We start from the raw sequence: 25,142 nt of genomic DNA, 5'->3' as shown, positions 1-25,142 counted from the left end.
CAATTATTTAGCGGCCTCAGCCAATAGTTTTTCACCTTTCTCTCTGGCATCTTCGATAGTACCTACCAGGTTGAAAGCTGCTTCAGGAAGATCGTCATGCTTACCATCAAGGATTTCGTTGAAACCTTTGATAGTGTCCTTGATGTCTACCAGCACACCTTTCAAGCCGGTGAACTGCTCAGCTACGTGGAATGGCTGAGAAAGGAATCTTTGAACACGTCTTGCTCTTGATACAACCAATTTATCTTCGTCAGACAATTCGTCCATACCAAGGATAGCAATGATATCCTGAAGTTCTTTGTATCGCTGAAGTGTTTCCTTCACTCTTTGTGCACAGTTGTAGTGCTCATCACCCAGAATGTCTGGAGTTAGGATTCTTGAAGTTGAATCCAATGGATCTACCGCAGGATAGATACCTAGCTCAGCAATCTTTCTTGAAAGTACAGTAGTAGCATCCAAGTGAGCGAAAGTTGTTGCAGGAGCAGGGTCAGTCAAGTCATCCGCAGGTACATAAACCGCCTGAACCGAAGTAATCGAACCGTTTTTGGTTGATGTAATTCTTTCCTGCATGGCACCCATTTCAGTAGCCAGGGTTGGTTGGTAACCTACCGCTGAAGGCATACGTCCAAGAAGGGCAGATACCTCAGAACCAGCCTGAGTGAAACGGAAAATATTATCGATGAAGAAAAGGATGTCTTTACCTTGTCCGTCACCTTCACCATCACGGAAGTACTCAGCAATGGTAAGACCTGAAAGGGCCACTCTTGCTCTCGCACCTGGAGGTTCGTTCATCTGACCGAACACGAAGGTTGCCTTAGACTCCGCTAGTTTGTCTTTATCTACTTTAGAAAGGTCCCATCCACCTTCTTCCATTGAGTGCATGAAGTCATCACCGTAGGTTACGATACCAGACTCAATCATCTCACGAAGCAGGTCATTTCCTTCTCTTGTTCTCTCACCAACACCAGCAAATACAGAAAGACCTGAATAAGCTTTTGCAATGTTGTTGATCAACTCCTGAATCAATACAGTTTTACCTACACCGGCACCACCGAACAATCCAATTTTACCACCCTTGGCATAAGGCTCAATGAGGTCAATTACTTTAATACCTGTGTAAAGTACCTCTGTTGAAGTAGAAAGATCCTCGAATCTAGGAGCTGGTCTGTGGATTGGGAGTCTTTTGTCTCCTTTAGGCTGGTCGATACCATCGATAGCCTGACCTACCACGTTGAACAGTCTACCTTTGATGTCATCACCAATTGGCATAGCGATAGCAGTACCAGTGTCTACTACGTCCATACCTCTGGTAAGACCTTCAGAAGAGTCCATCGCAATGGTTCTTACTCTGTCTTCTCCAAGGTGCTGCTGACACTCCAGCACAACCACCTGGCCATTTTCTTTTGTTACTTCAAGTGCATCTAAGATGTTCGGCAACTTGGCTCCAGCAGCGTCAAAGCTAACGTCTACAACCGGACCAATTACCTGCGTGATCTTTCCAATATTCGCCATCTGTTATTCTTTAATAGAAAGGAAAAACGGGGTTATTTTTTCTGGGTGCAAAGGTAAGCGGATAATGTATTAAACCAAAAGGTTATCAAGAAAATAGGACTTAATATTTGCCTGACATTTAAGGCCTTAAAATGATACGGAACGTTGTTCCCACATCTACCTGCGAAGACTTAACAAATATTTTCCCCTGATGGTAATTCTCAATAATTCTTTTGGCCAATGCCAGGCCTAAGCCCCAGCCTCTCTTCTTGGTAGTAAAACCGGGCTTGAAGACCTCCTTTACCTTACTCTTGGCCATTCCTTTTCCATCATCTGTCACATCTACATAAACTTCCTGAGCATTATCCTGACCAATGATCACCTTGATGTTTCCTATGCCACTCATGGCGTCAACGCCATTCTTCACAATGTTTTCAATCACCCATTCAAACAGTGGTTTGTTCAATTTTGCTGTGAGAGACTCGGCATCCGTTTGAACCTCCATTGTGACCTTGGAAGACAGACGTGGTCTCAGGTAATTCAGGCAATGATGCACCACTTCATAAACCGGTTCATCTTTGAGAACAGGAGCAGAACCTATATTGGAAAAACGCGAAGTAATTCGCTCCAATCGCTCTACATCCTTATTTAGTTCCTCGATAAGCTCTGACTTACCTTTCATCTCAGGCATGGTTCTCAGGTACTCTAACCAGGCCATCAGAGAAGAGAGTGGCGTTCCTAACTGATGAGCAGTTTCCTTGGCCATTCCCACCCAAACCCTGTTCTGTTCAGCCCTTCTTGAATAGGAGAAAGCCAAATAGGCAATGAATGCAAAAATGGCTATTACTGTTAACTGAATGTAAGGATAAGCCCTTAACTGCCTTAGAATAAAGGAATTACGAAAGTAAACGTATTGAATATCTGTAATGGCTCCGTTAGGCCCGTTTCTTAACATAATTGGAAAAGGATCATTCTCACTTTTCATCTTTTCCAACACTCTTTCGAGCTGGGCTTCCCGTTTGTCTATGCTTGACAGAGAGTCTACTACATTCCTTGAGAGGAGTATTTGCTGAGATGCAGAATCGACCAGGATAACGGGTAGTGTATTCGCTGGTGTAATGATATTGTTGGTAATGAAGGTGAGGGAGGATTCATCGGCTAAAGCGGAGCCGGAAAACTCAACGGCCTTAGCCCAGAGTCTGATTTTTTCTTCTTCTCCCTCTTTCAGCCGATCTACCAGACGATTGGTGTAGATGATAGACCCTACACCGATAATCATAGCGACTATCAGGATAAACCATTTAATCTTCGATTGATTCGTGTAGAAATCAATCTTAAATGATCCTTTAAAAGGGTTCTGCATACTTCTCTTAACGTGTAACGGCTCCGTTTCTTCTCTGAAAGCCCGAACCAAAAGTTAATGATATTTGAAGATAATCTGCTCCTGAGAGGTTTACCAAAGGACACCTATATCTACCTATCAACAAATCAACTACTTAGCAGCCACTCTTTCTGCATCCAGGTCCATCAGGAATCGGTCTAATATCCCTTGTTGAACATGATCCATCACCACAATCTTCCACCACTTTACATCATCGCCATGGGCATCGGGAACCAGCATATACTTGGAAGCGAGTTCAGCAGAGATATACTCAGCCTTAATGGTCACAATATTGACATCAGGGTTTCTGAAGTACTCAATCCCTCTCTCATCAAGGCTGCTGCAAAGCCTACTGGTCTTGGAGAGTAGCTTTTGAATTTTGGCCTTCCAACCATCGGAACCATAAGTTCTCATGATCATCCAAACGGCAACAGCATTTGCCCCTGACCTGCTTCCCACCAAGGTATAATCTTTACCCTTCACATAGTTAGCTTCTTCGGTAAGGGCATATTCCATAAAACCCTTTCTTGTAAGATATATACCGGTACCGTAAGGAGATTGGAGCATCTTATGGCCATCGAGTGTAAAGGAGTTGATCTTAGGATTCTGGAAAGTATAAGCCATGTTTTTGGTAGAAAACGGATAGATAAATCCGCCAAAAGCACCATCTATATGCACTTTGTAATCCACCTCCAAATCGTCTAGCCAGCCCGTGATTTCTTCAATATCATCTACCGACCCAAACATGGTTGTAGACATATTCATAATGACAATGAGATGCTTAATCCCTTTTTGTCGTGCTTCAGCCACACACTGCTCAATACTCTCTTTAGTTACCTTTCTGGTTGCACCATCAACCTTACTTACCAGACTATTCAGGCTCAATAGTCTACAAGCCTTTGGCATAGAATAATGTGCATCTTCTGAGTACAATACACCTATCTCTGTTGGCTTAGCATCAAACTCTACCTCATAATACCTTTTCAGAATCCAAATGGCCTGAATGTTAGCTTCGGTTCCTCCCGAGGCCACATAACCATCGAATGCCTCTTCCCCTCCATGAAATATTTGTTGAGCACAAAGGTCTATCAGTTCCTTTTCGATCTGGTGTGTTCCGGTAAAGGCTGCCTCTGATTCATTTAGCGTATGACAGCCAATGTGATTAGGGTTGGCAATGAGCGTATTGAGGAAGGGAGCGTCTTTTAAAAAAGGAGCATCATGATAAAATACTTCAGTATCCAGATAAGAAGCGGGCAATCCTAAAACTGCTTTCTCCCTGTAATCTAGGTTTTGCTTTAGGGCATCGCCTATGATTTGCTTTATTTTCTGATGCGAATAACTCTCCCAATACATGCCTGCTTCTTTGAAATGGTCGTCAGTTGAACTGAGTGCAAATATAAAAGGCTGAATTAGTATTCAGCCTTTTATTCATTTTTACCATGAGTGTTACACTTTCATGGTGAACCATTTCTTCATGATTTTCCAGTTCACTTTAACACCATACATGAGGATACCGATTCGATAGATCCTTCCGGCCACATAGGTTGTCCCTACAAAACCAGCGATCAAAAGCACCATAGATAATGCTAACTGCCAATCCGGAACCCCGAAAGGAATCCGTGCCATCATAATGATGGGAGAGGTGAAAGGTATCAGAGAAAGGGTTACGGCAAGCCCCCCGTTCGGATCGTCCAGCACAAAGAACATGGCCATGATTGAAGCAATAATTGGAATAATGATAGGGAACATAAACTGCTGTGCATCTTGCAAGCTGTCTACTGCAGAACCTACCGCGGCATAGAGTGCGCCATATAAGAAATAGGCCCCAAGGAAATAGAACAGAAAGCAGAGTAAAATCTTCATGACAGGAACAGAAGAAATCATATTCTGAATATTGGCGGCCATTTCCTGTTGCTGACTCAGAGCCTCCTGAGGCACCTGCTGTGAAGCAGCTTCCATGACAACCTCATTACCTCCTGACAAAACACTAATACCAACTGTTGAGAGCGTCACCATCAGTACAATCCAGATCAATATCTGCGTAAAACCAACAGCCCCTACTCCTAACACTTTACCCATCATGAGTTGGAAAGGACGTACAGAAGAGACGATCACCTCTACAATACGATTGGTCTTTTCATCCAATACAGATTGCATGATCTGACTGCCATAAACAAAGATGAACATGTAAATGAGAAAGCCAGTACCATAACCAATGGCAAAGCTGAGCCCACTATTACTCTCTTTTGCTTCACCCGACTCTGTAATGTTGAAAGTATCCAGGTCTGCATTGACCTGCAGGTTTTCGATGACAGAATGATCCAATCCGGACCTTTGCAGCTTCAGGTCTTTAATCCGCTGCTCAATCGACTCCTCAATCCGCTCCATGGTCCGAATACTGGCATTCGTTTCAGAATAGAACTGAAAACCTTCAAACCTTCTCACCGAAATATCAGAAAGATCTAACTGAGGGATGTATAAAACGCCAAAAGCACCTTTATCTGCAAATGTTGTTTTCAGCTCTTCTATGTCTCCGGTTACGTATTCAAAGTCATAACCTGAGGCCCCGAAAACCTCACCAAAGTATCCGCTTTCGTCAAGAACAAGGATCTCTTCATGTCGGGAATCCTTATCTCTGGTAGCAAAGTAGGCAATGGCGAAAATAATGGTTGGTAAAACCAAAGGGGTTAGTAAAGTTGCCAGCAGGAAAGATTTCTTCTTAACCCTGGTTAAATATTCTCTTTTAAGAACTAGGAAAATCTGATTCATGACTGGCCTCCTTTCACTATACTGATGAAAATGTCGTTGATGGATGGAATAACTTCTATAAAGGAATGGACCTCAATCTTGCTGATGAGCTCCTGAAGCAGGTTATTGGGTGACTCTGAGTTCTTAGCCTTAACAGTGGCTTTATTAAGGCCCAGCTCCGACTTTTCTTCTTTCAGAATAGAAAAACTCGGGCTTTCCTTCAATTCCCCTTTGTATATAACTTCATACTGGTTGAGCTTGTACGAATTTTTGATCTCTGTTTTAGGGCCGTCCAATATCTTCTGTGATTTATTAATCAGGGCGATATGGTCGCACAGTTGCTCAACGGATTCCATTCTGTGAGTAGAGAAAATAACCGTTGCCCCCTTTTCACGAAGTTCGAAAATTTCATCTTTAATGAGATTAGCGTTCACAGGGTCGAAACCCGAAAAAGGCTCATCCAAAATCAACAAATCCGGTTCATGCATTACGGTAGCAATAAACTGAATCTTCTGCGCCATACCTTTGGAAAGGTCTTCTACTTTTTTGCCGGCCCATTCGGTTAACCCCAGTTTTTCGAGCCAGAACTTAATACGTTTTCTCGCTTCTCCTGTTGAAAGACCTTTGAGCTGTGCCAGATACATCAGTTGCTCTCCAACCTTCATCTTTTTATACAGACCTCTTTCTTCGGGTAAATAACCGATTACCCCAATGTGCTTGGGCTCCAGTTTTTCTCCGTTGATGAAGACATCGCCTTCATCGGCCATGATGATCTGATTTACAATTCTAATGAGCGTGGTTTTACCTGCTCCGTTCGGACCCAGCAAGCCAAAAATTGACTGCTTGGGAATGCTGATGCTGACGTCATTCAGAGCGGTGTGTTCAGCGTACCGCTTGGTGACATGATTAGCCTCTAGTATGTTCAAAACAGTTTGAGTTTTAGTTGTTTCAGATTAATGTGCTTAAAGCTGATAAGCAAAATGCACAAACTAATTTGAACAAAAGCTATGAACTAGAGTGAAGTTATCCGCTAAGCGGATTATTCAAAAGCTTTGTGGAATATGAAAGAGATGGGAAGGACTTAGTTCGTGTTGAATATCACACTTCCCATAGAAAGATCAATGTTGAAAATCAGCATATTCTCTGCTTCATTGGTGTAAGAAGAGCTTACAAATACATTGTCGCTGACCTTCTCAAAACCTTCCGGTACCTTGAATTTCCTGTAAGATGTATCTTTCATTCGAACGAGCACCGGCACATTATTCTTAGGCAGATTGATGGTCAGGTTTCCTGCTCCTACCCGAGCCCATATAGAACTTGACATACTGGGTTGTTCATCAAAGTCTAACGTGAGGTTACCAAAACCGACTTCAGCCAGAATATTCTTAGCACGTGCCAGGTCGATGCGCTCAATTTCCACATCACCCAGGTCGACAGATACAATCATGGTATCCATTTCAGTTCTGTTTTGCACCTTACTGAGGTAGCCTACTTTAACGTGAGCATTACCTGAGGTAATTCTGCAGTTTTCCACTGCTATATCAGAAAGGTCGATGTAGGCTTTACCTACTCCATAATTCAGGTCTAATGTATAAGGCCTGTAATCGGTGAAGTAAATGTTCCAATAGTTTTCTGTATCCGTAGTCTTCTTTCCAAAGATTTTAGTCAGCTTGGATCCGAAACCTTCTTTGCCATTATCCTTCAGATTGAGCCAGGCATGGAGTGTTTTCCCCTCCATTTGCTCACCAAAGTCGGAGGTAATATATTCTTCGTTGTGGTAGCCCATGATATTAATAGGCAACTCACCCATACGGGTTCGGATTTCGCAGGTACCTGAAGAGGCTTTGAGTGAGAAGTAGATTTTCTCACAAGATTCATTGCCCTTGACGGTAAAGTGCTTCTTCGTCTGTGCCAGCCCTTCTATCCCAACTGCACCTAAGATGGCTAACAGAAAAAGTATTTTTTGCATGCTCTAGCTTACGGTTTGTTTAAAGATTGGGTTGCAATCCTTTACAAACCGAATAATACGGGTTTTATCGGGAAATAGTTAGAAGTTTTTTGTGAGGGAATTAGCTCCACCTCAAACCCCTCATCTGTTGGAGGAGTTTAGGGTGGAATACTTAATTACTTATTCAGAAGGTTTATCTAAAAGAACTCCTTAATCTTTTCAAAGAAGCCTTTTTCTCCTTTTCCAGGGCTTGGTGCAAAGTTTTCTGATGCTCTAAGCTTCTCCAGAATTTCAGTTTCTTCTTTGCTTAGCTTCTTGGGAGTCCACACGTTAACATGAATCAACTGGTCTCCTTTGCCGTAACCGTTAATGTCTTTGATTCCCTTACCTCTCAAACGTAGGATTTTACCACTCTGGGTTCCCGGATCAATCTTAATTCTCACCTTACCATCGATGGTAGGGACTTCCATGGAACCTCCCAAAGCTGCATCTATAAAGCTTACATAGAGATCATAGACAATGTTATTGCCATCTCTTTTCAGTTGCTCATCTTCAATCTCTTCGATAACAATCAACAAGTCACCCGGTATTCCTCCACCTGGAGCCATGTTTCCTTTGCCTGACATTGAAAGCTGCATTCCATCAGATACACCCGCAGGGATTTTGATTGGAATCACTTCTTCCTTCATTTCAAGACCGGTGCTATCAACTCCCGGAGGACGGTGATCTATGGTTTTACCAGAACCATTACATGTTGAACAGGTACTGGCAGAAACCATCTGACCCAACATGGTATTGACCACCTTCTTCATCTGACCTGTACCTCCACAGGTATTACAGGTTTTGAAGGTTACACCTTCGGCATTGATCAGTCTGTTGACCTTAATTTTCTTTTCAACCCCATTGGCAATTTCATCGAGGTTGAGTTTGAGCTTAATACGTAGGTTGGAACCTTTGCGCTGTCTGCGACCACCACCGCCTCCAAAGAAGCTTTCGAATGGGCTGCCTCCACCGAAGATATCTCCAAATTGAGAGAAGATATCATCCATGTTCATACCGCCACCCTGGCCTCCGAAGCCACCGCGCATACCATCATGGCCAAAACGATCGTATTGAGCACGCTTGTCTTTGTTGCTCAGTACATCGTACGCCTCTGCTGCTTCTTTGAATTTCTCTTCAGCTTCCGGATTATCTGGATTCTTATCAGGGTGATATTTGATGGCCAACTTTCGATAGGCCTTTTTCAGCTCTTCTTCAGTTGCCCCTTTACTAACCCCAAGAATTTCGTAGTAGTCTCTTTTTGCCATATTAAGCTCCTATCACCACTTTAGCGAAACGAATTACCCTGTCACCCAGATAGTAACCCTTTTCTACTGTATCAATAATTTTTCCTTTTAAATCTTCCTCCTCAACCGGGAATTGAGTAACCGCTTCATGCAAGTCAGCATCAAAGGCAGTTCCCTTTTCTGTCTCCATCAACTTCAATCCCTTAGCCTCTAAGGTCTTCATGAGTTTGGAAGAAATCAGACCGAAGCCTTCTTTTACGGCTTCAATATCATCTTGATTTTCGTTGGCCTTTTTGGCTCTTTCGAAATCATCTATAGTTGGAAGTAACTCTACCATTAGATCAGAAGAGGCCGTTTTAATCAGCTCAATTCTTTCCTTGGCATTTCTTCTTCTGAAGTTCTCGAACTCAGAATAAAGTCGAAGGTATTTGTCTTTGGCTTCAGCCAATTCTATCTCTAACTTTTCTTCTGCTGAAAGTTCTGCTTCAGCAGATTCTTCAACCTTTTCTTCGGTCGATTCTTCAGCTACAGTCTGGTTCTCCGCTTCCAATACTTCGTTCTCTTCCTGATTCTTGCTTGCTTTCTTATCCTTTGCCATTGTTACACTTATAAACCGCGTGCCCATGAGCAATTTTTTTGCCAAGCCAGACGATTGTGTCATTATGGCATAAAGCACCCAGCACCGTTAATTTTGATGTCAGTTTATTGTTTCTATTTCTTTTAAAAAACTTCTTAAATACCTGAAAAATGAACCTGGATAACGCTTCGGTCGGTACCTCTGCCCTCAAGGATGACAATAAGTGACCTAAAGGGTTTTATCTGGAATTCAAGAGGCATTCAATTTTCATTTTTCAGCCTCTAAATTCAGAGGCTCTTCGGTTATTGGTTAATCTTTTTCCAGATCAGGTCTTTCAGAGGTTGAAGCCCCATTTGAGCTACCGATGAAATAAACACTGTTTCGATATCCTGAGGCAGAAGTGCCTTCATCTCTTCCATCATTTCTTCATCGAGCATATCACATTTGGAAATAGCCAGTAACCTGTCTTTATCGAGCAGCTCGGGATTATACTTTTTGAGCTCTCCCAACAAAATATCATACTCCTTTTGGATATCGTCTGCATCTGCCGGAATAAGGAACAGAAGAATAGAGTTTCTCTCAATATGTCTGAGGAACCTGATGCCCAATCCCTTTCCTTCAGCTGCTCCTTCAATGATACCCGGGATATCAGCCATTACAAACGACTTGTGGTCCCGATAAGCTACCACCCCCAGATTCGGTACCAATGTGGTAAAAGGATAGTCTGCAATTTCCGGTTTAGCCGCTGACACAACAGAAAGCAAGGTCGATTTTCCTGCATTCGGGAAACCTACCAGTCCTACATCGGCCAGTAACTTGAGCTCTAGTACGATAAGTTCTTCCTGACCAGATTCTCCCGGCTGCGCAAACCTTGGCGTCTGATTAGTAGCAGTCTTAAAGTGGGTATTTCCCAAACCACCTCTACCTCCCGGCAATAGCACTACCTCCTGACCATCTTCGGTAATCTCAAACATGAATTGCTCTTCAGGCTCGGCAATTTTGGCCACTGTACCCAGAGGTACCTCAAGGATAATATCCTTTCCATCTGCTCCTGTGCTGCCGTGACCACTACCTCCTTCACCGTTTTCAGCGAAAACGTGTTTTTGGTATCTGAGGTGTAGCAGGGTCCACATCTGTTTGTTCCCTCTCAGGATGATATGACCGCCACGACCGCCATCACCACCATCTGGCCCGCCTTTGGGCACGTGCTTTTCTCTTCTGAAATGAACAGATCCTGCCCCTCCGCTTCCCGAGCGACAGTAAAGCCTTACGTGATCGATAAAATTGGAACCAGCCATAAGTTGATAATAACAAAAAAGATGACCAAAGCGGTCATCTTCAATCATTTATAATTTCAGATATCTTTAAAGGTGTGCTTCAATTGCACTCGAAATCTCCTCGAAAATTCCATCAATGGTTCCTACACCATTGATTTTATTGGTTTTGCCCTGCTCTTCGTAGAAGGCTGCAACCGGTAGGGTTTTATTCAGGTATTCCTGAATCCTGACATTGATCTTTTCTTCGTTCTGATCGTCAGCTCTTCCTGAAGTTTTACCTCTTTCGAGTAATCGCTTTTTCAATTCATCCTGAGGCACATCGAGCATAATCATGCTATTGATCTGAGTGTTATGATTACCCAGTAATTCGTCTAGTGCTTCAGCCTGAGCCACAGTTCTTGGAAAACCATCGAAAATAAAACCTTTTGCTCCCGTATTGGCATTAAGAAAATCTTCTACCATGCCAATTACCACATCGTCCGGAACGAGTTTTCCATTGTCCATATATGATTGAGCTTTTTTACCAAGCTCAGTCCCCTCTCCTAAATGCTTTCTGAATAAATCTCCTGTAGAGATGTGTTTAAGCCCAAAGGTGTCAATGATTTTCTCACTCTGTGTTCCCTTTCCCGCGCCCGGAGGGCCAAACAAAACTATATTAATCATGAAGATTGATTTTATAACAAGGCCACAAATATAAGGATAATCGCTAGTCGTGCTTTAATTGATAGATATCTTTCAGATTTCTACCCAGTCCGTCATAATCCAGTCCGTAACCAACCACAAATTTTTCAGGAATTTCGAACCCGGTATACTTCACGGTGACTTCTCTTTGCAGGCAGTCGGGCTTGACCAAAAGCGAAGCAACAGCCACAGATTTAGCTTTCGCGCTATGCAACTGAGACACAATGCCTTCCATGGTAATACCGGTATCTACTATATCCTCTACCACTACCACATGTCTACCTTCAATGTTTTCCTTCAGACCAATCAATTCCCTGGTTTTACCTTCGGACTTCATACCTGAATAAGAGGCTACCTTGATGAAAGTTATTTCTGCCGGCACACTGACATTTTTCATCAAATCGGAGGCGAACATAAAAGAACCGTTCAATATGCCGATAAAAAGAGGTTTCAGGTCCTTATAATCATCACTCAGTTTTTTGCCCAATACCTGAATCTTCGATTGAATTTCCTCATCAGCAATAAAGCATTCAAAGGTCTTGTCATGTATAGAAACTGTGGATAGAGACATTATAGTTTTTCCATTAAAACCGAATATAACTGAATCATACTGGCAATGTCTGCCTTATGTACGATTTCATCCGGGCTGTGAACATTATCTTCAGGTGCTCCCACAAAACACCAATCGAATGGATAGGGTGCTGACTGTAATTCTTTACCGTCACTTCCTCCGGCTCCTTCAACTTCCAGTTGAAACGGAATGCCTGAATCTTCAGCAATTTCTATGATCTTATTGACAAAAGACCTTCTCGGAATACTCCGGTCACGCATAGAAATAGCTACCCCATCGCCATGAACAACACCTTCGGTAACCCAGGTGATGTCTGAAATTAAGGCTTGCATCACGCCTAACTCTTCTGCCATGTACCTGGCCAGATAGGCTACTGAGCCACCACCATGCTCTTCCCAGCAAGAAAAAACAATCAATCCGTCAGTGAGGGTTTCGGCTACTTTCAGCGCATTGAATACTCCGAGGCGATTGTCCATATAGCAGGACTGAACATAGTCTTCTGTTTCTCTGAAGTCGCATTTAAAGACCAGCTCTGTGCCTCTCTGAATAGCCCTCGGAAACTTATAATGTAAGTCTCCTTCGTTTTCTATCAGTTCACACTCAATTGGTCCTAATTTATCTTCACCCACTAACTGGTATCCTGTTTCGGCTTTTGGTCCGCCTATGGGAACCAGCTGATCATGGTATCTCACCGTAAAACCTATGCTATCCATATGAGCATAAATCGCAGTACGTGGAGTGCCGAATTTCAGAATAAGACAGTCTTGAAATGCCTTCCCGTGAATTATCTCCGGCTGAACTTTCCATTGGCTTTGGTGAGCTTCTACATATTCCAGCAGGAAGTCTTTCATAGCCACTTCATTGCCAGATGGGGCATGAACCTGGCAAAGTTGTTTCAACAGCGAGAAGTCAGTCATTTGCATGGTGCAAAAATAGCGTTCACTTTAAGATTATTAGCGGGAGGCTGAATAAAAGTATAAATTGAAGCCGATTTACAAGAGCATGTTCATACTAGATCAGCAAAGTTCAATTGCCAGTCAATTTCTGGCAGAAATCAGGGATGTTAATACCCAGAAAGACCCATTACGGTTCAGACAGAACATGAGAAGACTCGGGCAGCTACTGGCCTATGAGATCTCCAAAGAACTGAATTATCAGACTAAAGCCATTGAAACGCCTCTGACGGTCAGCACTGCCAGGGTACTGGAAGATGAATTGGTGGTTATTAGTATACTGAGAGCAGCATTACCTTTCAGTCAGGGTTTTCAGGATTTATTCGACCGGGCTGAATTTGGATTTATTGGCGCAGCCAGAAAGCCTCATGCTGAACATGAACCCGTTGAAATTGCACTGGATTATCTTGCCACTCCCGAACTCAACAACAAAGTGGTAATTATCGTTGACCCTATGTTGGCAACGGGTAAATCGATTGTGAAAAGCATAGACAGCATATTGAAGAACGGGGCACCAAAAGCGCTCCATATTGCTACGACTATAGCCGCTCCGGAGGGCGTTGAATACTTAAAGCAAAATCTCAACACGCCATACAGCCTATGGTCATGTGCCCTTGATGAAAAACTCAACGAAAAGTATTATATCGTGCCCGGATTAGGAGATGCCGGAGACCTTGCCTTCGGTGAGAAATTGTGAGTGAATGCTGCTTGAGATAATCATTTTAATTTTGGGATTGGCCTTGTTAATTACCGGAGGTGACCTTTTGGTAAAAGGGGCTTCTCGTATTGCCTTAAGGTTCAATGTGAGCTCAATGGTCATCGGTTTGACTATTGTGGCCTTTGGTACATCGGCTCCGGAATTACTGGTAAGCCTGAACGCAGCCATTAAAGAAGTTCCTGACTTTGCTATGGGCAATGTGGTTGGTTCCAATATCTCCAACCTGGGGCTGGTATTGGGTATTACATGCCTGTTCGGCTTTATCCCCATACACAAAGGCACTGCGGCCCGTGACTGGACTACAGCCATGATTAGCAGTACTCTGCTCTATTTTTTCGCCAAAGACGGCCAACTGGAATCATGGGAAGGGTTGATCCTGTTCATCTGCCTGATCGTCTACCTGACCATTCTGTACATTAAAACCCGGAAAGATAAAATCAAGCTCGATTATGAGATTGACCCTGAAACCGACAACCGTTTTGAAAGGACGAAAGACTTCTTCCTTCTTCTACTGGGCGCAGCATGTCTTTATTTTGGATCAAATTGGTTCATTGATGGAGCTGCAGGCATTGCAGTAGATTTTGGAGTGTCTCAACGCATCATTGGGCTAACGATTCTGGCCATTGGGACAAGCCTGCCAGAACTATTTACCTCGGTTATTGCTGCCAGAAAAGGAGAAACCGATCTGGCCTTGGGCAATTTATTAGGCTCCAATATCTTCAACGTACTTTCTATTCTGGGAATCACCAGTATGATTCATCCACTGGATGTTAATGAGATTATCATTTCGAGCGATATGTTCTGGATGCTGGGAGTCACTTTATGTATCCTTCCGCTCATGTTACTTCGTAAAAGACTGGGAACACCTTCGGGTGTCATCTTGTTGCTGATTTATGTCAGCTATATGGTGACTATTCTTTAACATGTTAACAGAAATTCTCAAATACCTTGGCCTCTATCTATTGGCCTGCCTGAAGTCAATCTTCCCTCCGCTGTTAGGTCCTGCAGCCGGACTAAATCCTTTGGAAATCATTCTCATCACCATCGCAGGCTTAATGACGAGTGTCTTCATTTTTACCTTTCTGGGTGAAAAGATTAAAAAGCAGGTTATTCCTTTTTTCGTTAAAAACCCAAAACGATTTTCTAAGAAAAGCAGAAGAATGGTGACCATTTGGAGAAGGTACGGCATCATAGGAGTCTGTTTTCTAACCCCGCTTATTTTATCTCCTCCGGGAGGGGCCCTGTTAGTTGCTGCCGTAGGAGCTCCACGAAAACAGGTTTTTCTTTACATGCTCCTGTTCGGAATCTTCTGGTCAGTGATCTGGACCTTTTCCGTTGACTGGCTGATGGATATAGGTTTATTAAGGTTTAAAGGTTGAGAAGTTGAAAAGTTAAGAGGTTGAGAGGTTGGCATGTCGATAGTGTTCAACACCTATACACTTCTAAACCCAGAAACTATTCGTGGTCCTCATCAGGTAACATCTCAATATCCTGAATCAATACCCGTTTTGAAATAGACTGCCCCGTAGTTGTAGCAGCAAGTCCGCCCAAGGCTGTTTCTTTATATCGGGTTTCCATGCTCTGACCAACTTCACCCATGGCTTCAACACATTCATCAACCGGAATAACTCCACTTACATTGGCGAGGGCAATTTGTGCCGAACTATTGGCAATAGCCGCTGCACTGGCATTGCGCACAACACAAGGCACTTCTACCAAGCCTGCCACAGGGTCACAAATCAACCCGAGCATACATTGAATGGTTATCGCCACCGCATTAAAAACCTGATCGACTGACCCTCCCATACAATATACCATAGCACCAGCAGCCATGGCCGCAGCACTTCCTGTTTCTGCCTGACATCCGCCAACCGCTCCGGCAATTGAAGCTCTCTTTTCCATAATCAGGGCAATACCGGCACTCACCAGCAAACCCTCATGTATTTTTCTGTCGTCTACCTGATGTAGCTCCTGAAAGGTGACCATCACTCCGGGGATAATACCCGATGCTCCGGCAGTTGGAGCCGCTACTACACGGCCCATGCATGAATTCACTTCCTTGGCGGCCAAAGCCCGGGAAATAAGCACCTGAAACTCCTTGGAAAGTATTGGTGTGGGATAATTATAGACCTTTTTCGCTCCGTTATTAATCATCCCCGAACGGGAGGTCATATCCTGAGTTAAACCGGTTTGAACCGCGTCTTTCATTACCTTGTAGGCATTTGAAAGACCGTTCCAGATCATATCTTCAGTGGTTTCCTTTTCTGAAACTTCGTACTCAATCACCGCCTCATAAAGCTCCATATCGTGATCTTCACAATAGGCTTTCCAATCCTTAAAGTTTTCGAACAAAAAACACATAATTTCCTCCTTTGTCGCAAAGCTAATCAATAGATAGCAAACGATTGAATAATCAGAGAGGAGTCCTTATGCAGCACCATTTTGAGTGCTATTCAGGTATTATTGAAACTGCTCAATGAAGCTTCTAAAGCTCAGTTTATAGCTTTGGCTAACAGGCAGGAATTCACTTCCTACTTTCACCTTATCATTGGAAATGGAGATAATGTGATGGGCATTAATGATATAAGACTGGTGAATTCTGACGAATGCTTTCCCTGCCAGCTCCTGCTCAAGGTCTCTCAGATTCATGAGGCTCATCACTCTCCTATCCCTCATCACAAACATCACATAATCCTTTTGTCCTTTGATGTACAACACATCACTCAACTGAAGTTTGGTGAGTTCACGTCCATCTTTCACAAAAATAAAACCTGAAGAAGCCCCCTTTTCTTTGTCAGCAGGTTCCTGGGGAAGAGTTGATCTTACCTTATTAATGGCCTTCAGGAACCTGGAAAAATCAAAGGGCTTCAGCAGATAGTCTATTGCATCCAGTTCGAAGCCATCGATGGCATATTCGGCAAAGGCGGTAGTGAAAATAACTTTAGGCGGGTTCCGCAGACTGTTGATCATCTCAATGCCTGTAATGCCCGGCATCTTTATATCCAGAAAAATAAAGTCCACCGGATGTTGACTCAAATATTGCATCGCGTCCAGACCATTGGAGAAATCCCCTTCAACCTGCACATCGGGCAATCGGCCACAGAAGTCGAGCAAAAGCTTTCTGGCAAAGGGTTCGTCATCAATGATCAGACAAGTCAGGCTCATGAAATATCCAGTTTTAAGTTCACCTTGAAATTATCTTTACTCTCCTGAATGATGAGTTGGTGCTTCTTTGGGTACGAGAGGGTCAGTCTCCTTCTCAAATTATTCAAACCAAAACCAGAGGCTTCTTCCTTTGCCGTTTCCTTTTTCTTAATACTGTTTTCAACATTGAATGTCAGTTGATTCCCCTCGCTTTGCAAATCAATCTGAATCCAGTTCTTAAGCTCCTGATCACTAATTCCATGTTTAAAGGCATTTTCAACCAGAGGAATTAAAATAAGAGGCACAATTTCCAATTGCTGATCAACCCTGGAAATATTGAACCGGAGATCAAAAGCTTTATTCAGTCGAATCGCTTCCAGATCAAGGTAATCCTGAATATAGCTGATCTCCTTGGCCAAAGTTACCTTCAGCTTATTCGATTCATAAATCATGTAGCGCATGATATTGGAGAGCTTCAAAATGACTTCGGTGGCCTGATCACTCTTAATCTGACTGAGATAATTCAGGTTATGAAGGGTATTGAAAAGAAAGTGTGGATTGATTTGTGCCTTCAGGTAATTGAGTTCAGCATTCAGCTTTTCATTTTCCAGCTCCCTCTTCTGATTTTCCAATACAAAGCGGTCAATAGTGAATTTGATCAGTGAGATAAACACTACAAAAGAACCGAGCGTCCAAACCATACTGGAGACTCTCGCGAAAGTCCATGTATCATAATAGTCAGTATTGAATATTCCACTGATAAACCTCGATTCAAGCAAACCTCTTCCCACTATACAGACTGCCAGTAAACCCAGCAACAGTAAAATGTAGAGGGCAATTTTCTTCCTTTCAATCAGTAAAGGAAGAAGGAAAAAGTAATGAACATAAGCCCCAACCACACTGAATGTATGTTGACAAATCACCAGTGTAATGGCCATTCTGGTCGGTATATCATTCGCATAGTCAAATACCTTAAAGGCAAAGAACAATACCCAGAAAGACAGGTGTAGTAGAAAAATATTTCGCTGGTCGGCCCACTTCATCAGTTGCAAATAAAGCAATGTGAAGTTAAGGAAAACCAATCATCGACATTCGATAGATTTTAATCGACATCTCACAAGTGACCTCCCCCAATAACGAACTGCCGATTTGATGAGCCAAAAGGTCTATTTAACGGACTTCAAAGTTCCAAATCCCTGTTCTTGTGCACATGAAAAGGTCAATACTCATTACTATCACTTTATGCCTGTGCCTGACTGTTGTCAAAGCTCAGGACGCCAAATCCATTCTGGCCGATGTTATTCAGGCCATGGGCGGCATGGATACCTGGAAAGACATCCGGCAAATTCAGATGACCCATGTAGGTCACAAGCACTGGATGGAGCAGTCGGAAAATCCCAACGGCCCCTTCATTACTTCCTATCAGGTGGTAGACGAAACCAGAGGAATCTGGAAAACCATGCTCCATCGAAAGGAATCTACCAGGCAGTTTCAATCTGCCGGAGCTTCAGAAACAATGCTTGTCCTTAATGAAGATAAAGGTCTCTTGAAATTCGGAGATCGGTCGTTTCCCATGCCGGCCAGTTACAGAACCAGCTACGATGAATGGCTGCGCTATGCCCCGGAACGATTGATTTTCGAAGCGCTCAATCATCCGCTGAAACTGGAAAAAGATGCTGTTGTAGAGGGTACACTACACCATGTAATCAGCTATCAAAAAGAAGGACTTGACCATAAACTCTTTATCAACACAAACACGCTTCTATTATATCAGGCCGAAATTGAAAGCTTTCTACCTCAGGATGTTTTCAATTACCCCTGGGGAAAATTCAAAACAACAATTATCTATTCCTTGCAATGGCTCTACCCCGGAGAAATCCGCTATCCGGCTCAATGGTCAATTTACAAACTGGGGAAACTCTACCAATCCAGTACCATCATTTCCATCAGCTTTCAGTCTGAACTGGATAGTGATTTATTTGAAATACCTGAAAACATACCGGCTTCACCACCAGCACAACCTGTAGAGGAAACCGCTCTGCCCATCGATCAGACGATCAAAGTGGCGGATAATCTGTATACCATTCCGGGGAGCTGGTATGTAGGTCATATTATTCAGGCAGATGGCATTCTGATTATTGAATCGCCCATTTCATCAGGTTACAATGCACAGCACCTCGACTATCTGAAAAAGCAATACCCTGACAAACCCATCAAGGCGGTTTTTTCCACTTCTGATGCCTGGCCACACATTGGTGGTATCAGAGAGTTTGCTGCCAGAAAGGTCCCCATCTATACCCATCGACTCAATGAAGAGATTATTCGAAAGGTTTTAGATGCTGATCATTCCCCTCTTCCAGATTTATATGAAGAAGCCCGCCAAAAGCCCAGGTTCAAACTGGTGGATAAACCTATGTTGTTGGATGATCCCGAAATACCCGTTCAGGTCATTCCTGTGAATGGAGAAGGCGGTGAGCGGATGATTATGCTCTACATGCCGAAACAGAAAGTACTCTATGCGAGTGACCTGGTGCAATATATAGCTCGGAACAAAAGCTTTTTCTCACCGCAATACCTCACTGAAGTAAAAGCCGCAATCGACCGCCATGGACTGGAAGTCGAAACTGTTTTTGCTTTCCATACTTCACCTCTCGCCTATTCTGAAATTTTAGCATTCCTTGAAAAACTCTGATATGAAACTGATCAAAACCATCACACTGCTTTTCATTCTGACCATAAGTTCACTTCATGCTCAAAAGGTCGACACCATTCGTGTAGGACATCGATTCAAACAATTTAAGAACCTGGAAATGGGTACCGTAACCGACCTGGTTTACAATGAAGCGAATGGCAGGCTCAATGCTTCCATCAAAACCAGAACTACCGAAATGGTGAACATTAACGGAAAGGAATACGTGCGCATCCGTCATGAGTGGAACTCTCCCAATCAACAATGGGTCGGTCACTTTGAATATTTCTGTGAACCCTACACTATGAAACCGGTTCAACATATTCGCTACACCAAAACTCAGGGTAAAGAGGCTTTCAGTTTCGAAGCGAATCAGGTAACCGGCCTGGACAGTGCCCTGGATAACAAACAGGCAGACTTCGAATTGGCTCTTACCGAAGGTACCTATAACTGGGAAGTAGACCTGGAGACTTACTCTCTTATTCCCATGAGTGAAGGAAAAAAAGTAGTCATGAACTTTTATCACCCGGGTGGACAAACACCACCCGACTTTTACACCCTTGAGGTTGAAGGGAGTGAGAAGCTCAAACTCGCCAATGGTAAAACCATGGATTGCTGGATCATCTATACGGATTATAGAGGCACCCAACCCACCAGATTCTGGTACACCAAACGAGGTCAGAATTTTGTGAAAATGGAAAGTCAGTATAACCAGATGAAGATTCGCAAAGTGAGGTTATACGAGTAGAAACAATTCCTATCTTTGCCGCATGGAATTACAGAATGATCTGCTGATCAGAGCGGCAAAGGGAGAAAAAGTAGAAAGAACTCCGGTTTGGCTGATGCGCCAGGCCGGCAGAATTTTACCTGAATACAGAGCAGTTAGAAACAGCCTCAGTGGCTTTATCGAGTTGGCTCAAACTCCGGAACTGGCAGCCGAGGTAACCATTCAGCCGGTGGATATTCTGGGCGTAGATGCCGCCATCATTTTCTCTGATATTCTGGTGATTCCTGAAGCCATGGGACTTCCCTATGAGATGGTGGAGAAAAAAGGTCCATGGTTCCCTAAAACAGTCTCTACAGATGAAGATCTGAAAGCGCTGAAAAAAGCCGATGTTCAAAGTGATCTGGGCTATGTTTTAGAAGCCATCAAAATCACGAAAAAGGAATTAAACGGACGTGTACCATTGATTGGTTTTGCAGGTGCTCCCTGGACTATTTTCTGCTACATGATTGAAGGTCATGGCAGCAAAACTTTCTCCAAGGCCAGAAGGATGCTATACAATGATCCGATGATGGCGGATCAGTTACTGAAACTGATCACAGACTCTACAATTGACTACCTGAAGGCGCAGGTAGAGGCAGGTGCAGATCTGATACAGGTTTTCGATTCATGGGCAGGTATTCTTGGACCAGAGCAATACAACAGGTTCTCCATGAAATATATCGCCCAAATCTGCGATGCTATCACTGATGTGCCGGTCACGGTCTTCTCGAAAGGAGCATTCTTCGCCCGTTCCGAAATGAGACACCTCAACTGCGAAACCATCGGTCTGGATTGGAGCATGGACATACAGAACTCAAGGAGACTTATTGGAGAGAATAAGACCTTACAGGGCAATCTTGATCCATGTGCTTTATACGCTCCTGATGCTGAACTGGAAAAGGCCACCAAAAAGATGCTTGATGAATTCGGTACCAGCCGACACATCGCTAACCTCGGACATGGTGTTTACCCGGATACCGATCCTGAAAAAGTAAAAGTCTTTATCAAGACAGTAAAAGAGTATAGCGCTAAGCTTCGCTCCGCTGAAATAGGTTAAGCTTTTCTGAACTTCAGGAATATGATTATTTTCATGGAAATAATTAGCCATGAAAAGATCACTCCTTGTTCTCAGCCTGTGTATCCTTACAACATTCAACGGTTTTACCAACTCAGGTGGTAATCCTGAAAAAGATGCTTTATCTGACAAAGTCCTTGAACTAGCCAAAGAAGTAGAACCCAAGGTCATTGAATGGCGCCACTGGATTCACCAGAACGCTGAGCTTTCCAACAGGGAGTTTAAAACGGCCGCCTATATAGCCGCTCACTTAAAGTCTTTGGGCATAGAGGTACAGGAAGGTGTAGCTAAAACCGGAGTGGTAGGCATTCTCAAAGGAGGCAAGCCCGGGCCGGTTATCGGCCTGCGAGCAGATATGGATGGCCTCCCGGTAAAAGAAAGGGTAGATCTTCCCTGGGCATCTAAGCAAATCGGTGAATACAATGGTGAAGAAGTACCGGTTATGCATGCCTGTGGACATGATACTCATGTCGCCATTCTAATGGGGGTTGCAGAAGTGCTTAGCCAGGTCAAAAAGGATATTCGTGGCACAGTAAAATTCGTTTTTCAACCGGCTGAAGAAGGCGCTCCTGCGGGAGAAGAAGGCGGTGCTGAACTGATGGTTAAGGAAGGTGTCACTCAGGGAATGGATGTGATTTTTGGATTACACATCAATGCACAAACCGAGGTGGGTAAAGTGAATTACCGCCCTAATGGAATTATGGCTGCAGTAAACAGCTTCGAGATCAACATCAAAGGAAAACAAACACACGGTTCAACACCATGGACCGGAATAGACCCGATTGTTACTGCTGCACAAATCATCAACAATGCACAAACCATTGTGAGCAGGAGTATGCCTTTAACCACCGCAGCCGCGGTATTGAGCTTCGGTAAAATTGAAGCAGGCGTTAGAAGCAACATCATTCCTGAAGAGGCCAAACTGGTAGGTACTATCCGCACACTGGATGCTGACATGAGAGAAGTCCTCTTCGAAAGATTCCGAACCGTGGTGCAAAACACAGCAGAAAGCAATGGTGCAGAAGCTACATTAAGTATCGACAAAGGTTACCCGGTTACTTATAATGACCCTGAATTAACCGCTATGATGGGCAGCACCTTCGTTGATGTTATTGGTGCAGAAAATGTAAATGCCAATATGAATGCCATTACGGGAGCCGAAGACTTCTCATTCTTCCAACAGGAAATTCCGGGCCTATTCTTCTTTTTGGGTGGTATGCCCAAAGGACAAGACCCGGCTACTGCTGCACCGCATCATACACCAGACTTTTATGTAGATGATGAGGGAATGCTTACCGGAATCCAATTGATGAGTCGTCTGGTCGTGGATTACGCTGACAAGAAGAAATAAACCTTATCGTCCTATCAGGGGAGGAGATCATTTAAAATCGGCCGAATGTGATTCCTGATCAGGGAGAAGTGTCCTTCATTCTCAATCAGATTAAGCCTGGTATGAGGAATACGTCTGTCATAGAACTCAGCCCTGGCGGGTGGAGCCATTTTATCGCTTGTACCATACCATAAGGTTAAAGGATGTTCAATGCGGTCGAAATCGATCTCCCAATCCCTTACATACATTTGCCATTCCTGAACAACTCCGTCAATACCCTGGGTATAGGCTTCCAGAGCCCCTCTTATAAATTCCATACCATAATCGGGATTGGTATTCAACAGCACACGATCAGGTCGCGGTAAATGCTTTTGTAGTTGTTTCAACCTCTTTTCAGGACTATCCCTGAGTTCACGATAGTCATAGTCAATGGCTTTACTCAAAAGCGCATTGTTCTTGAACCTTGCCATATAATGCATCATCTGTACTGGAAACCACATCCCTTTCAAACTTCCCTTAAAATTGTAGGGAGCAGCACCGGAAACCACAGCAGCCTTTGAAAGACCCTTAAGCTGTGCACTTACACAGGCCAATACATGTGGTGCTCCTCCTGATAAACCAAATATTGAATACTGTGGTAGCTGAAGATGCCTTACCAGTTCCTGAATATCAGAAGCCCAATGGGAGAATTTCCTTTGAGGGTGAAAGGTAGACAGTCCAATGCCTGGTCTCTCGGGTGAGATAAGTCTAATACCGATAGAACAGCAGGCCTCATGCATAAAAGTACTAGACAAACGACTCTCCTGCCCTCCATGAAAATACAATATTGGATAGCCATTCGGGTCACCGTAAAGTGCATAACCTAGGTAGCGCCCATCGGGAAGCCAACAGACTCCGTTGGACTCCATTAATCCTTTTTCCATTCACGCTGATTCACCAGCTCTATATCGAGAGAGGCAGCAGGAACATGAAACCTGACAATTGTTCTCGGGGACTTTTTGCTCACCCAGATCTTGTTTTCAGGCATTTTGCCATCAGTCTTCAACCAGTAGACATCGCATCGAAATTTGCCATATTCGGTTGTCACACGCTCTTCCCCCGTATAATAAAGCTGCACTTTGGAGACATTCAAACTATTCGGCACCAATACATCCAGACTTAGGGTATCTCCTCTGGGGAGGCTCAGCGTATGCAGAAGCATATAAATCTCACTTCTTACAATGGTATAGGCATAGTCATCATCAATAGGAATGTGATTGTTATTTCCATTAGCCCTTTTTACATCAGCCTGTCCGGTCACCTTCTTACTATCGAAGTTCAGGTCTATTTTAATATCTGCATTGGGAGTCTGCATATCTGTTTTATCCGTCCTGAGTTCCATGCTGGTGGTATCCATACTAAATTGGGCCACCTCATATACACTGCCATCATCAAAACTCGAAGTGTCTCTGGCCCAAAGTCTGCCTCCTTCAAACCAGAAACCAAAAATCATTGATCCAACCTTATTCCTGTCTGAGTTATACATGTGGTATTCATTAACCACTTCCTGAATATGCTGAAGATCTATCTCTCTGCCAGCCCATTGCTTTTGAGAAGATGATGATTGAGCCAGAGTCTGACTGACAGGTAAGATGAAAATGAGGGTAAATAATAATTTCTTCATTCTTTTCTAATTGTGGCTATAGAACTATTGTGAGCTCATATATACCTAGTCTACTGTTTATAATTAGCAATTCTCAACAGATTAAAGTAGCGGGCAGTAAATCGCTTCAGAACCCTTTGACAAACTCACAGGTGAGTTCCCGATCTGCATTCATAATTCAAGCAAACCAATGAGGTTTTGAACAATCGATCATCTGCCTGTAAGAAAGATCCGCTCATTGATAAGGATATCGACCTACATGCCCGCCAATAACTACCAGCCTCGCCCTCCGGCAGGCTTAACTCCCTTCAGTCTTGCATAAGTTATTACCTTTCCATATTCCCGCTCCACATGATCGGTCATGCTAAGAATGGCCTTGAGACGGGTCATCTTACTGCCAAACCATTCTATTTCATCATTCAAATTATCGTCTGAGAGCTGATCAATTGCATCGGCAATGTATTTGAAAGATTTCTCCATGTTTTCTACTACCTCTTTTTTATTGGCAGCATCAAATTCTGGTCGCTCTACTTTCGGTCCATTGACTGTTGGGCCGAAGAGATAGTTGGCTCCAATGGTATGCCCAACCAAATCACCAAAAGGGGCGATGTCTTTGGTGGGTTGAAAACTAAAATGCTCAGCTGGCATATCCCTGGTTGTGGTGAGAAACATATTAGTCATTTTGCTCCAGGCATTGACAAGGTCAGCCTTCTTAATGGCCTGAGCATTGCCCACATGGGTAACACATAAAAGGCATAGTGCAAAAAACAGTGTACTTAACTTCTTCATGGCTTGATATTTTGTTTCTGTGAATTACGCTCCCTGGGGAAGGGCCTCCGAAACAAAGGGACATACCGCATGAATT

Annotated in this window: 25 protein-coding genes; 7 read left to right on the top strand and 18 right to left on the bottom strand. The window is 43.5% G+C overall.

Annotated features, from left to right (window positions below):
- Positions 1 to 3: 3 nt before the first annotated feature.
- The 12 genes from atpD to ACOOEY_RS12695 form a co-directional block, all read right to left on the bottom strand.
- Positions 4 to 1,512, bottom strand: coding sequence for a F0F1 ATP synthase subunit beta (atpD, locus tag ACOOEY_RS12750; RefSeq protein WP_420385101.1), 1,509 nt, complete (start codon positions 1,510 to 1,512; stop codon positions 4 to 6).
- Positions 1,513 to 1,630: 118 nt separating this feature from the next.
- Complete coding sequence (locus ACOOEY_RS12745; protein ID WP_420385100.1) at positions 1,631 to 2,854, bottom strand: sensor histidine kinase; 1,224 nt, start codon at positions 2,852 to 2,854, stop codon at positions 1,631 to 1,633.
- A gap of 129 nt (positions 2,855 to 2,983) precedes the next feature.
- A complete protein-coding gene (locus ACOOEY_RS12740; RefSeq protein WP_420385099.1) occupies positions 2,984 to 4,225 on the bottom strand; it encodes a pyridoxal-dependent decarboxylase in 1,242 nt (413 codons plus the stop codon).
- A gap of 93 nt (positions 4,226 to 4,318) precedes the next feature.
- Positions 4,319 to 5,641 carry an ABC transporter permease gene (locus tag ACOOEY_RS12735; RefSeq protein ID WP_420385098.1) on the bottom strand — a complete coding sequence of 441 codons (1,323 nt, stop codon included), beginning with the start codon at positions 5,639 to 5,641 and terminating at the stop codon, positions 4,319 to 4,321.
- Entirely contained in the window at positions 5,638 to 6,546 is a 909-nt protein-coding gene (locus ACOOEY_RS12730) for an ABC transporter ATP-binding protein (protein ID WP_420385097.1), read from the bottom strand. Before ACOOEY_RS12730 ends, ACOOEY_RS12735 begins: the two co-directional genes overlap by 4 nt.
- 155 nt (positions 6,547 to 6,701) lie before the next feature.
- Positions 6,702 to 7,589 (bottom strand): hypothetical protein, encoded by an 888-nt coding sequence (locus tag ACOOEY_RS12725; protein WP_420385096.1) that lies wholly within the window; start codon positions 7,587 to 7,589, stop codon positions 6,702 to 6,704.
- Positions 7,590 to 7,765: 176 nt separating this feature from the next.
- Positions 7,766 to 8,875: a molecular chaperone DnaJ gene (gene dnaJ, locus ACOOEY_RS12720; RefSeq protein ID WP_420385095.1), complete on the bottom strand. Its 1,110-nt coding sequence runs from the start codon at positions 8,873 to 8,875 to the stop codon at positions 7,766 to 7,768.
- A 1-nt stretch (position 8,876) separates the two neighbouring features.
- Positions 8,877 to 9,452 carry a nucleotide exchange factor GrpE gene (locus ACOOEY_RS12715; RefSeq protein ID WP_420385094.1) on the bottom strand — a complete coding sequence of 192 codons (576 nt, stop codon included), beginning with the start codon at positions 9,450 to 9,452 and terminating at the stop codon, positions 8,877 to 8,879.
- Positions 9,453 to 9,733: 281 nt separating this feature from the next.
- Positions 9,734 to 10,729 carry a GTPase ObgE gene (obgE, locus tag ACOOEY_RS12710; RefSeq protein ID WP_420385093.1) on the bottom strand — a complete coding sequence of 332 codons (996 nt, stop codon included), beginning with the start codon at positions 10,727 to 10,729 and terminating at the stop codon, positions 9,734 to 9,736.
- 66 nt (positions 10,730 to 10,795) lie between these two features.
- The gene (locus ACOOEY_RS12705) at positions 10,796 to 11,371 is read right to left on the bottom strand and encodes an adenylate kinase (RefSeq protein ID WP_420385092.1); all 576 of its coding nucleotides are present in this window, start codon (positions 11,369 to 11,371) and stop codon (positions 10,796 to 10,798) included.
- 43 nt (positions 11,372 to 11,414) lie between these two features.
- Positions 11,415 to 11,960 carry a hypoxanthine phosphoribosyltransferase gene (gene hpt, locus ACOOEY_RS12700; RefSeq protein WP_420385091.1) on the bottom strand — a complete coding sequence of 182 codons (546 nt, stop codon included), beginning with the start codon at positions 11,958 to 11,960 and terminating at the stop codon, positions 11,415 to 11,417.
- A complete protein-coding gene (locus ACOOEY_RS12695; protein ID WP_420385090.1) occupies positions 11,960 to 12,877 on the bottom strand; it encodes a M20/M25/M40 family metallo-hydrolase in 918 nt (305 codons plus the stop codon). Before ACOOEY_RS12695 ends, hpt begins: the two co-directional genes overlap by 1 nt.
- 85 nt (positions 12,878 to 12,962) lie before the next feature.
- On the opposite strand from ACOOEY_RS12695, the gene upp reads away from it, so the two are divergent.
- From upp to ACOOEY_RS12680, 3 genes are read left to right on the top strand one after another with little or no spacing between them, the layout of a single operon-like run.
- Complete coding sequence (gene upp, locus ACOOEY_RS12690; protein WP_420385089.1) at positions 12,963 to 13,610, top strand: uracil phosphoribosyltransferase; 648 nt, start codon at positions 12,963 to 12,965, stop codon at positions 13,608 to 13,610.
- Between the two features lie 4 nt (positions 13,611 to 13,614).
- A complete protein-coding gene (locus ACOOEY_RS12685; protein ID WP_420385088.1) occupies positions 13,615 to 14,553 on the top strand; it encodes a calcium/sodium antiporter in 939 nt (312 codons plus the stop codon).
- A gap of 1 nt (position 14,554) precedes the next feature.
- Positions 14,555 to 15,010 (top strand): hypothetical protein, encoded by a 456-nt coding sequence (locus ACOOEY_RS12680; protein WP_420385087.1) that lies wholly within the window; start codon positions 14,555 to 14,557, stop codon positions 15,008 to 15,010.
- A 76-nt stretch (positions 15,011 to 15,086) separates the two neighbouring features.
- On the opposite strand, the gene sdaAA is transcribed toward ACOOEY_RS12680, so the two are convergent.
- The 3 genes from sdaAA to ACOOEY_RS12665 form a co-directional block, all read right to left on the bottom strand.
- The gene (gene sdaAA, locus ACOOEY_RS12675) at positions 15,087 to 15,992 is read right to left on the bottom strand and encodes an L-serine ammonia-lyase, iron-sulfur-dependent, subunit alpha (protein ID WP_420385086.1); all 906 of its coding nucleotides are present in this window, start codon (positions 15,990 to 15,992) and stop codon (positions 15,087 to 15,089) included.
- A 99-nt stretch (positions 15,993 to 16,091) separates the two neighbouring features.
- On the bottom strand, positions 16,092 to 16,796 hold the full coding sequence (locus ACOOEY_RS12670) for a LytR/AlgR family response regulator transcription factor (protein WP_420385085.1): 705 nt from the start codon (positions 16,794 to 16,796) through the stop codon (positions 16,092 to 16,094).
- Entirely contained in the window at positions 16,793 to 17,818 is a 1,026-nt protein-coding gene (locus ACOOEY_RS12665; RefSeq protein WP_420385084.1) for a sensor histidine kinase, read from the bottom strand. The genes ACOOEY_RS12670 and ACOOEY_RS12665 overlap by 4 nt, the downstream gene beginning before the upstream one ends.
- Positions 17,819 to 17,985: 167 nt before the next feature.
- On the opposite strand from ACOOEY_RS12665, the gene ACOOEY_RS12660 reads away from it, so the two are divergent.
- The 4 genes from ACOOEY_RS12660 to ACOOEY_RS12645 are packed head-to-tail and all read left to right on the top strand — an operon-like array spanning position 17,986 to position 22,656.
- Positions 17,986 to 19,467, top strand: coding sequence for a hypothetical protein (locus ACOOEY_RS12660; protein ID WP_420385083.1), 1,482 nt, complete (start codon positions 17,986 to 17,988; stop codon positions 19,465 to 19,467).
- Position 19,468: 1 nt separating this feature from the next.
- Complete coding sequence (locus tag ACOOEY_RS12655; RefSeq protein ID WP_420385082.1) at positions 19,469 to 20,212, top strand: hypothetical protein; 744 nt, start codon at positions 19,469 to 19,471, stop codon at positions 20,210 to 20,212.
- Between the two features lie 22 nt (positions 20,213 to 20,234).
- Positions 20,235 to 21,287, top strand: a complete 1,053-nt coding sequence (hemE, locus tag ACOOEY_RS12650; RefSeq protein ID WP_420385081.1) for a uroporphyrinogen decarboxylase — start codon at positions 20,235 to 20,237, stop codon at positions 21,285 to 21,287.
- Between the two features lie 49 nt (positions 21,288 to 21,336).
- The gene (locus ACOOEY_RS12645; protein WP_420385080.1) at positions 21,337 to 22,656 is read left to right on the top strand and encodes an amidohydrolase; all 1,320 of its coding nucleotides are present in this window, start codon (positions 21,337 to 21,339) and stop codon (positions 22,654 to 22,656) included.
- Between the two features lie 14 nt (positions 22,657 to 22,670).
- Here ACOOEY_RS12645 and ACOOEY_RS12640 read toward each other — a convergent pair whose 3' ends face one another.
- From ACOOEY_RS12640 to ACOOEY_RS12630, 3 genes are all read right to left on the bottom strand, one after another.
- Positions 22,671 to 23,558 (bottom strand): alpha/beta fold hydrolase, encoded by an 888-nt coding sequence (locus tag ACOOEY_RS12640; protein WP_420385079.1) that lies wholly within the window; start codon positions 23,556 to 23,558, stop codon positions 22,671 to 22,673.
- The gene (locus tag ACOOEY_RS12635; protein ID WP_420385078.1) at positions 23,543 to 24,298 is read right to left on the bottom strand and encodes a hypothetical protein; all 756 of its coding nucleotides are present in this window, start codon (positions 24,296 to 24,298) and stop codon (positions 23,543 to 23,545) included. Before ACOOEY_RS12635 ends, ACOOEY_RS12640 begins: the two co-directional genes overlap by 16 nt.
- A 252-nt stretch (positions 24,299 to 24,550) precedes the next feature.
- A complete protein-coding gene (locus tag ACOOEY_RS12630) occupies positions 24,551 to 25,066 on the bottom strand; it encodes a DinB family protein (RefSeq protein WP_420385077.1) in 516 nt (171 codons plus the stop codon).
- Between the last annotated feature and the right edge of the window lie 76 nt (positions 25,067 to 25,142).

Origin of the sequence: Roseivirga sp. (genome assembly GCF_965216855.1) — a bacterium.
Lineage (GTDB): Bacteria > Bacteroidota > Bacteroidia > Cytophagales > Cyclobacteriaceae > Roseivirga.
This window is presented reverse-complemented; position numbering and strand designations above follow the sequence as displayed.

Coding starts and splice junctions, on each gene's coding strand:
- ACOOEY_RS12640 (WP_420385079.1), bottom strand. CDS start 23,558: ATGGAAAAAGGATTAATGGAGTCCAACGGAGTCTGTTGGCTTCCCGAT.
- ACOOEY_RS12685 (WP_420385088.1), top strand. CDS start 13,615: ATGCTGCTTGAGATAATCATTTTAATTTTGGGATTGGCCTTGTTAATT.
- ACOOEY_RS12680 (WP_420385087.1), top strand. CDS start 14,555: ATGTTAACAGAAATTCTCAAATACCTTGGCCTCTATCTATTGGCCTGC.
- ACOOEY_RS12635 (WP_420385078.1), bottom strand. CDS start 24,298: ATGAAGAAATTATTATTTACCCTCATTTTCATCTTACCTGTCAGTCAG.
- ACOOEY_RS12670 (WP_420385085.1), bottom strand. CDS start 16,796: ATGAGCCTGACTTGTCTGATCATTGATGACGAACCCTTTGCCAGAAAG.
- ACOOEY_RS12630 (WP_420385077.1), bottom strand. CDS start 25,066: ATGAAGAAGTTAAGTACACTGTTTTTTGCACTATGCCTTTTATGTGTT.
- ACOOEY_RS12665 (WP_420385084.1), bottom strand. CDS start 17,818: ATGAAGTGGGCCGACCAGCGAAATATTTTTCTACTACACCTGTCTTTC.
- sdaAA (WP_420385086.1), bottom strand. CDS start 15,992: ATGTGTTTTTTGTTCGAAAACTTTAAGGATTGGAAAGCCTATTGTGAA.
- ACOOEY_RS12745 (WP_420385100.1), bottom strand. CDS start 2,854: ATGCAGAACCCTTTTAAAGGATCATTTAAGATTGATTTCTACACGAAT.
- ACOOEY_RS12725 (WP_420385096.1), bottom strand. CDS start 7,589: ATGCAAAAAATACTTTTTCTGTTAGCCATCTTAGGTGCAGTTGGGATA.
- ACOOEY_RS12645 (WP_420385080.1), top strand. CDS start 21,337: ATGAAAAGATCACTCCTTGTTCTCAGCCTGTGTATCCTTACAACATTC.
- ACOOEY_RS12655 (WP_420385082.1), top strand. CDS start 19,469: ATGAAACTGATCAAAACCATCACACTGCTTTTCATTCTGACCATAAGT.
- ACOOEY_RS12695 (WP_420385090.1), bottom strand. CDS start 12,877: ATGACTGACTTCTCGCTGTTGAAACAACTTTGCCAGGTTCATGCCCCA.
- hpt (WP_420385091.1), bottom strand. CDS start 11,960: ATGTCTCTATCCACAGTTTCTATACATGACAAGACCTTTGAATGCTTT.
- ACOOEY_RS12740 (WP_420385099.1), bottom strand. CDS start 4,225: ATGTATTGGGAGAGTTATTCGCATCAGAAAATAAAGCAAATCATAGGC.
- ACOOEY_RS12705 (WP_420385092.1), bottom strand. CDS start 11,371: ATGATTAATATAGTTTTGTTTGGCCCTCCGGGCGCGGGAAAGGGAACA.
- obgE (WP_420385093.1), bottom strand. CDS start 10,729: ATGGCTGGTTCCAATTTTATCGATCACGTAAGGCTTTACTGTCGCTCG.
- upp (WP_420385089.1), top strand. CDS start 12,963: ATGTTCATACTAGATCAGCAAAGTTCAATTGCCAGTCAATTTCTGGCA.
- dnaJ (WP_420385095.1), bottom strand. CDS start 8,875: ATGGCAAAAAGAGACTACTACGAAATTCTTGGGGTTAGTAAAGGGGCA.
- ACOOEY_RS12735 (WP_420385098.1), bottom strand. CDS start 5,641: ATGAATCAGATTTTCCTAGTTCTTAAAAGAGAATATTTAACCAGGGTT.
- ACOOEY_RS12660 (WP_420385083.1), top strand. CDS start 17,986: ATGAAAAGGTCAATACTCATTACTATCACTTTATGCCTGTGCCTGACT.
- ACOOEY_RS12715 (WP_420385094.1), bottom strand. CDS start 9,452: ATGGCAAAGGATAAGAAAGCAAGCAAGAATCAGGAAGAGAACGAAGTA.
- atpD (WP_420385101.1), bottom strand. CDS start 1,512: ATGGCGAATATTGGAAAGATCACGCAGGTAATTGGTCCGGTTGTAGAC.
- hemE (WP_420385081.1), top strand. CDS start 20,235: ATGGAATTACAGAATGATCTGCTGATCAGAGCGGCAAAGGGAGAAAAA.